The sequence below is a fragment of the Qipengyuania sp. genome (assembly GCF_042095715.1).
Lineage (GTDB): Bacteria > Pseudomonadota > Alphaproteobacteria > Sphingomonadales > Sphingomonadaceae > Qipengyuania.
The window spans coordinates 1-5661 of sequence record NZ_JBELMO010000114.1; the positions used below are offsets into that span (position 1 = coordinate 1).

At 63.6% G+C, this 5661-nt stretch carries 7 protein-coding genes; 3 read left to right on the forward strand and 4 right to left on the reverse strand.

Features of this window, described 5'->3' with window-relative positions; all coding sequences use genetic code 11:
- Together ACFDTG_RS15855 and ACFDTG_RS15860 are read right to left on the reverse strand one after the other, a co-directional pair.
- On the reverse strand, nucleotides 1-1530 hold a 1530-nt coding region (locus ACFDTG_RS15855), incomplete at its 3' end, for a hypothetical protein (RefSeq protein ID WP_375291923.1).
- Nucleotides 1527-1667 (reverse strand): hypothetical protein, encoded by a 141-nt coding sequence (locus ACFDTG_RS15860; RefSeq protein ID WP_375291924.1) that lies wholly within the window; start codon nucleotides 1665-1667, stop codon nucleotides 1527-1529. The genes ACFDTG_RS15855 and ACFDTG_RS15860, both read right to left, overlap by 4 nt.
- A gap of 68 nt (nucleotides 1668-1735) precedes the next feature.
- Here ACFDTG_RS15860 and ACFDTG_RS15865 point away from each other — a divergent pair, with 68 nt between their 5' ends.
- From ACFDTG_RS15865 to ACFDTG_RS15875, 3 genes are read left to right on the forward strand one after another with little or no spacing between them, the layout of a single operon-like run.
- The gene (locus ACFDTG_RS15865) at nucleotides 1736-2302 is read left to right on the forward strand and encodes a shikimate kinase (RefSeq protein ID WP_375291925.1); all 567 of its coding nucleotides are present in this window, start codon (nucleotides 1736-1738) and stop codon (nucleotides 2300-2302) included.
- Nucleotides 2293-3402 carry a 3-dehydroquinate synthase gene (aroB, locus tag ACFDTG_RS15870; protein WP_375291926.1) on the forward strand — a complete coding sequence of 370 codons (1110 nt, stop codon included), beginning with the start codon at nucleotides 2293-2295 and terminating at the stop codon, nucleotides 3400-3402. Before ACFDTG_RS15865 ends, aroB begins: the two co-directional genes overlap by 10 nt.
- The gene (locus tag ACFDTG_RS15875; protein ID WP_375291927.1) at nucleotides 3402-3857 is read left to right on the forward strand and encodes a GNAT family N-acetyltransferase; all 456 of its coding nucleotides are present in this window, start codon (nucleotides 3402-3404) and stop codon (nucleotides 3855-3857) included. The genes aroB and ACFDTG_RS15875 overlap by 1 nt, the downstream gene beginning before the upstream one ends.
- Here ACFDTG_RS15875 and ACFDTG_RS15880 read toward each other — a convergent pair whose 3' ends face one another.
- Nucleotides 3858-4127 (reverse strand): hypothetical protein, encoded by a 270-nt coding sequence (locus ACFDTG_RS15880; protein WP_375291928.1) that lies wholly within the window; start codon nucleotides 4125-4127, stop codon nucleotides 3858-3860.
- 174 nt (nucleotides 4128-4301) lie between these two features.
- The coding region (locus tag ACFDTG_RS15885; RefSeq protein ID WP_375291929.1) for a biotin/lipoyl-containing protein at nucleotides 4302-5661 on the reverse strand (1360 nt) is incomplete at its 5' end.

Consider the following 5661-nt stretch of genomic DNA (forward strand, 5'->3'; position numbering starts at 1 on the left):
GGCAGTGCGATCGCCGATGTTCGCGACCGCCAATATACCCCAGGCCTGACTGCTCTCTTCCACGACAGAAGCCCAGCGCGCCGCGTCGCGATCGAGGCCGGCCGTCAACATGGACGCCATCAGAGGCGCGGCATCGCCGGCCATTTCCTCGGTCGGGCGCACGCGAGCCGCAGCATAGGCGGTCATTACATAGCGGCCATAGGGGTCGGCGCGGCCGTCGCCCCAGATCGCCCGGATTGCCTCGAGTCGGGCCGCTCCCGAGCCGGCCACATAGGCGGCGCGCAAAGCCTGCGCGGTTTCCTCCGCATCGCCCTGTCCGCCTTCACCGTAAACGAGCGAGTAGAGATCGATCACGGCTTGCGACGACAGAACACCCCGGCGGGCGGCCTCATCGGCGAAGGCGGCCCTTTCCACCGGCGAAAGCATGGGCGCCGTGGCGCCGCTGAAGGTATACCACGGCTGCGCTGCCGAGCCGAGCTCGGCCGGCACTTCGGCCCCTACGGCGCGGGCCAGCGTAGCGCGCCAGGGAGTCAACTCCTCAACCCCATCCCACTCGATCGTCACGGACCGGCGTCCATCGCCGGCCGCACCTGCATAGCGCTGGGCCAAGAGGGCATCGACTCGATCGGCACGGCCGGTGTTCCTCAACCGGCGCAGATCGTTGTAGGCATTGGTCGGCTCACCCGCATGTGCGTTGCAGATGGCTGCCAGCATGCGCCACTCCGCGTCGTCGCGCTCGCTTCGTTGCAGGCGGACCGCCGGGCACGCGCCCAAAATGTCGTTGCTGCCAAGATAGGCGGATAGAGCCGCATTCGTGAGGTTGGGCGAGAAATTTGCGGTGTCGATGTCCTGCACCAACGCCCGGGCGACATCGTTTTCACCCAGCCTCACCAGAAGGCTGGCGCGCTGGGCCGCGAACTCTGCGGGATCCAGATCGCCGGGCGCGGCAAGCCGACTTGCCAGCATGCGGCGGAGCAGGATGTGGCCCCAGCGGGAAACCAGCTGGCCCTTGATCCCGGTAACGGCAGCGCGAACCAACTGCCCCGGCTGGTTTGCCAGCGAATTCACCGGCAATCCGCCTTCGGCCGGCGAAAGCAGCCCCACGCGCGCGAGGCTGCGCTGCCGCGCTGGGGGAATGTCGACGGTCGGTTTCAAACCGAAAATCTCGTCGAGCTCGTCGGTCGTCATGGACTCGAGCTCGCTCAGCGTCGGCAGTTTCTCGAGATCGATACCCGCAGAAGCGGCGGAAGCCGGCGCGGAAGGCCGAGCGGCCCCGCCCGGAATCTCTTGAACGACCTCGCCGGCCCGCAGTTCGGGCGCCGCTCTCGAAGCGGTCGGTGCGGGCACGGAGGTTGCGGTCGGTGCAGGCGCGGGTCTCGCCGTGCGCGTAGGTGACGGTGTTGGCGCTGGCGCGGGCACGTCGAAACCCGGAGGCAGAAGATCGGCGGGCGCGTCCTGCGCAAGCGCGAAGGATGATGCGCAAGCGAGGAGAACCGCGCTGGTCGCGAAGGCGATAGATCCGCGGCTCATCGTGCGCTGCCCGAGATCGCCACATCTGTCTCGATCGTGCGCAAAGGTTCCTCGCCGCCGCCATGCCAAGCCAGCAGAACGATGATGCCGACAACTGCGATCAGCACCAGAACCCAACGGTTACCCAGATTGGTCAAAAGTCGTTCTCGTCCTCAGGGGTTACATGGCTTGCACGGCCGATAGCCCAGCTTTACGCCACTCTTCAATGACCACGTCCAGTGAATTTACCTCCCAAGACATAGCGACGCTGGCGAATCGGCTCGATCGCCCCATCGTACTCGTCGGCCTGATGGGTGTTGGGAAATCGACCGTGGGGCAAAGGCTGGCCAGCCTTCTCGGCATGGATTTCGTCGACAGCGACGACGCCATCGAAGAGGCCGCGCACCTATCCATCGCCGAAATTTTCGAAGAGTTCGGGGAGCCTTATTTTCGCGCCGGGGAAAGACGGGTGATCGCAAGACTGCTCGAGGATCGTCGCGGCGTGGTCGCCACCGGCGGGGGGGCGTTCATGGACGAAGAGACGCGCGCATTGATCCTTCGCTCCGCCCTCGCCGTCTGGCTGGATTGCGATATCGAAACCCTGGTTGCCCGCACCGCACGGCGCGAAACCCGCCCCTTGCTGAAGACCGGCGATCCCCACGCCATTCTGAGCAGGCTGCACCGGGAAAGGTCGCCAGCTTATGCCCAAGCGCCTATCCGCATCGAAACGGGTAACTACCCTCATCATCAAACGGCTATGAAGATATTGGAAGCGATAGACGCATGGATGTGATCCCGGTTTCGCTGGGCGGGCGAAGTTACGAAGTCGCAATCGGCGGCGGTCTATTGAACCGGGCTGCGTCGCACGCGGAACCATTCCTCCGCAAGACGACGGTCCCGGTCGTCGCCGACACGAATGCCTGGGCAGCGCACGGTGCGAAATTGACCCAGTCCGTCAAGGACGGAGGTCATGACGTCGCGGTTTACGAAGTGGCGAGCGGAGAAGCATCCAAAAGCTGGCAGGAGCTCGCCAGGCTGATCGACTGGCTGTTGGCGCAAGGGGTCGAACGCGGCGATCACGTCATCGCGATGGGCGGCGGGGTGGTGGGCGACCTGTGCGGTTTCGCTTGCGCCATACTCAAGCGCGGGTGCGGCTTTGTGCAGGTCCCCACCACCCTGCTCGCCCAGGTCGACAGTTCCGTTGGCGGAAAGACGGCCATCAACACCGCAGCCGGAAAGAATCTCGTCGGTGCCTTCCACCAGCCCGCGCTGGTCCTGGCCGATCTCGATACGCTATCGACCCTTCCCTTGCGCGAACTGCGCGCCGGCTATGCCGAAGTGCTCAAATATGGCGTCCTGGGTGATCGGTCTTTCTTCGACTGGCTCGCGGACAATGGCCCGGCCGTCGTCGAAAGGGAGACAGATGCGCTTCAACACGCCATCGCGACGAGCGTGCGTTGCAAGGCCCAAATCGTCGCGGAGGACGAGCGGGAAACGCGCGACATGCGCGCTCTGCTCAACCTTGGCCACACCTTCGGCCATGCGCTGGAGGCGGAAACGGGATTCAGCGACCGACTTCTGCATGGCGAGAGCGTGGCTTTGGGCATGGTCCTCGCGGCCCGGTATTCGGCGCGGCTCGGTCTCATGTCCCCCGCTGATGCCAGTCGCGTTTGCGACGCGGTTGCGGCGATCGGGCTCCCCCACGAAATTTCCCGGCTCGGTCTGGATTGCGATGGCGCGGTGCTGGTCCACCACATGCGCCAGGACAAGAAGATGGACGGTGGAACGTTGCCCTTCATCCTGCTTCGCGGAATCGGGGAGGCCTTCGTTTCCAAGGATGTGGATCTTGCAGACATCGCGCTCTTCCTCGACGATGAGCTCGACGGTCCGTGATGCGCGTGACTGAGGCGGATCTGTCTGATCCGCGCGTCACCACGCTGATCGCACTTCACCAGCGCAACATGCTGGAGTCCTCGCCGCCGGGCACGTCTTTCGCGCTGGATCTGGCGGGGCTCAGCGGGCCTCAAATTACCATCTGGGCGGTTTGGGCCGACGACGTGGTCGCCGGGATAGGCGCGATAAAACAGCTTTCGCCCACGCATGGCGAGATCAAATCCATGCGTACCGACCCCGCCCATCTACGGCAGGGCGTTGCCGCGCTCTTGCTGGATAGGATCATGGAGCATGCGCGTTCGACGGGGATAACACGGCTGAGCCTCGAAACCGGAACGGGCCCGGTGTTCGAGCCCGCACTGGCCCTCTATCGCAAGCGCGGCTTCACGAACGGCCCGGCTTTCGGCGACTACAAGCCGACCGCCTTCAACCAGTACCTGCACCTGGAGCTTTAGTCAGGCGGCAGGCCGCTTCGCCGGCAGTTTCGCGACATTGCGGGCCGCTGCAACTACCGCTTCGTGCTCGGCCATCATCGCGTCGTGTTCGGCAAACAGCCGCTCAAGCTCCTCCCGCCTGCGGAGGAGGATATGGGCAATTCCCGGTGCCAAGCTTTCGCCCTCGCCCACTTTGCCGAGCAGGGAGGCGATGTCGCTCACCGTCGCATCCTCTGCCGTTTTGAAGAAATGTCCCTTGCTGTCGAAGAAACCAATACCCTTGCGCGCCATGACGCCTGCTCCTGAATTTCAGCGAATCGAAATATGGGCGCGTTGTCTACCCTCGGCGCAACAACTTCCAGCGCGTTTACCTTGATTTTGTCGAATCAATACGAACAGAATTGATTAATTAAATATGGAAACCTTCGGAGAACCCACAAAAATGCAGCCGATAATGGTTACTGGTCAATCCAGCTCAAGAATGACCTGATCGACCGCAAGGCTATCGCCCTCCTTGGCCTTGATTTCTCCGATCACCGCCTCTTTTTCCGCACGAAGGATATTTTCCATCTTCATCGCTTCGACCGTCGCGAGCGGTTGGCCGGGCTGCACCTCCTCGCCCTCGTTCACGTGCAGCTTCACCAGAAGGCCGGGCATCGGGCAGATCAGGAATTTGGACAGATCGGGGGGCAGTTTCTCGATCATGTGTTCGGCAAGCGGGGCCAATCTTGCCGGCAGGACGCGCACGTCGTGCTGGGCACCGCGTGTCGTCAGCGTGTAGCCGAGCCGGGTATTACGAATCTGAATTCCGTAGCTTTCGATCGGCTCGGCATCGTCATCCGCATCGCCATCGTACAGCGCGACCGACACGGAGGGTTCGCCGGGGGTATAGGCCAGTTGGATGGTGACCGGCTCGCCGTCTACCGTGATTGCCTCTTCCTCCAGGCTTACGGTATGATCTTCGCCGTCGATGCGAACCGCCCAATCGCCGGGCGGGGGGAGAGACCCGTTCATCTGCCCCTCGATGCGCCGGTTCCTGTCGGCATTGGCAGTCGCCAGCACGCCGGCGACAGCGCAGAGCACGCCCGTAGTCCGCGCCGACGTATCCGCGCCCTTGAAACCCTCGGGCCATTCTTCGGCGATGAAGCCTGTCGTCAATTCGCCCGCCCGGAACCGCGGGTGCTGCATGATCGCGCTGAGAAAATCGATATTGTGGCCCAGCCCCTCGATCCGGAAGGCGTCGAGCGCTGCAACTTGAAGGTCCGCCGCCTCGTCGCGCGTCGGGCCCCAGGTGACAAGCTTCGCGATCATGGGGTCGTAGAACATGGAAACCTCCCCACCTTCCGCGACCCCGTCGTCCACGCGGACATATGCCTCTTGGGCTTCCCCGATGGGTTCCTGATGTGTGGCGGCCTCGGGCGGGCTATAGCGCACCAGGCGCCCCGTGCTGGGCAGAAAGCCACGATAGGGGTCCTCGGCGTAGACGCGGTTCTCTATAGCCCAGCCGTTGATGCCGATATCATCCTGCGCAAAGGCCAGTTTCTCCCCGGCAGCCACGCGGATCATCTGTTCGACCAGATCGACGCCGGTGATCGCCTCGGTGACGGGATGCTCCACCTGCAGGCGAGTGTTCATCTCGAGAAAATAGAAGCTTTCCCCGCTCGCGTCGGCACCGCTGACGATCAGTTCGACCGTGCCCGCGGAATGGTAATCCACTGCCCGAGCCAAGGCGACGCATTGTTCGCCCATCGCCTTGCGCATCTGCGGCGTCACGAAGGGTGACGGCGCTTCCTCGACCACCTTCTGGTGGCGGCGCTGGATGCTG

Coding starts and splice junctions, on each gene's coding strand:
- ACFDTG_RS15880 (WP_375291928.1), bottom strand. CDS start 4,127: ATGGCGCGCAAGGGTATTGGTTTCTTCGACAGCAAGGGACATTTCTTC.
- ACFDTG_RS15865 (WP_375291925.1), top strand. CDS start 1,736: ATGACCACGTCCAGTGAATTTACCTCCCAAGACATAGCGACGCTGGCG.
- ACFDTG_RS15875 (WP_375291927.1), top strand. CDS start 3,402: ATGCGCGTGACTGAGGCGGATCTGTCTGATCCGCGCGTCACCACGCTG.
- aroB (WP_375291926.1), top strand. CDS start 2,293: ATGGATGTGATCCCGGTTTCGCTGGGCGGGCGAAGTTACGAAGTCGCA.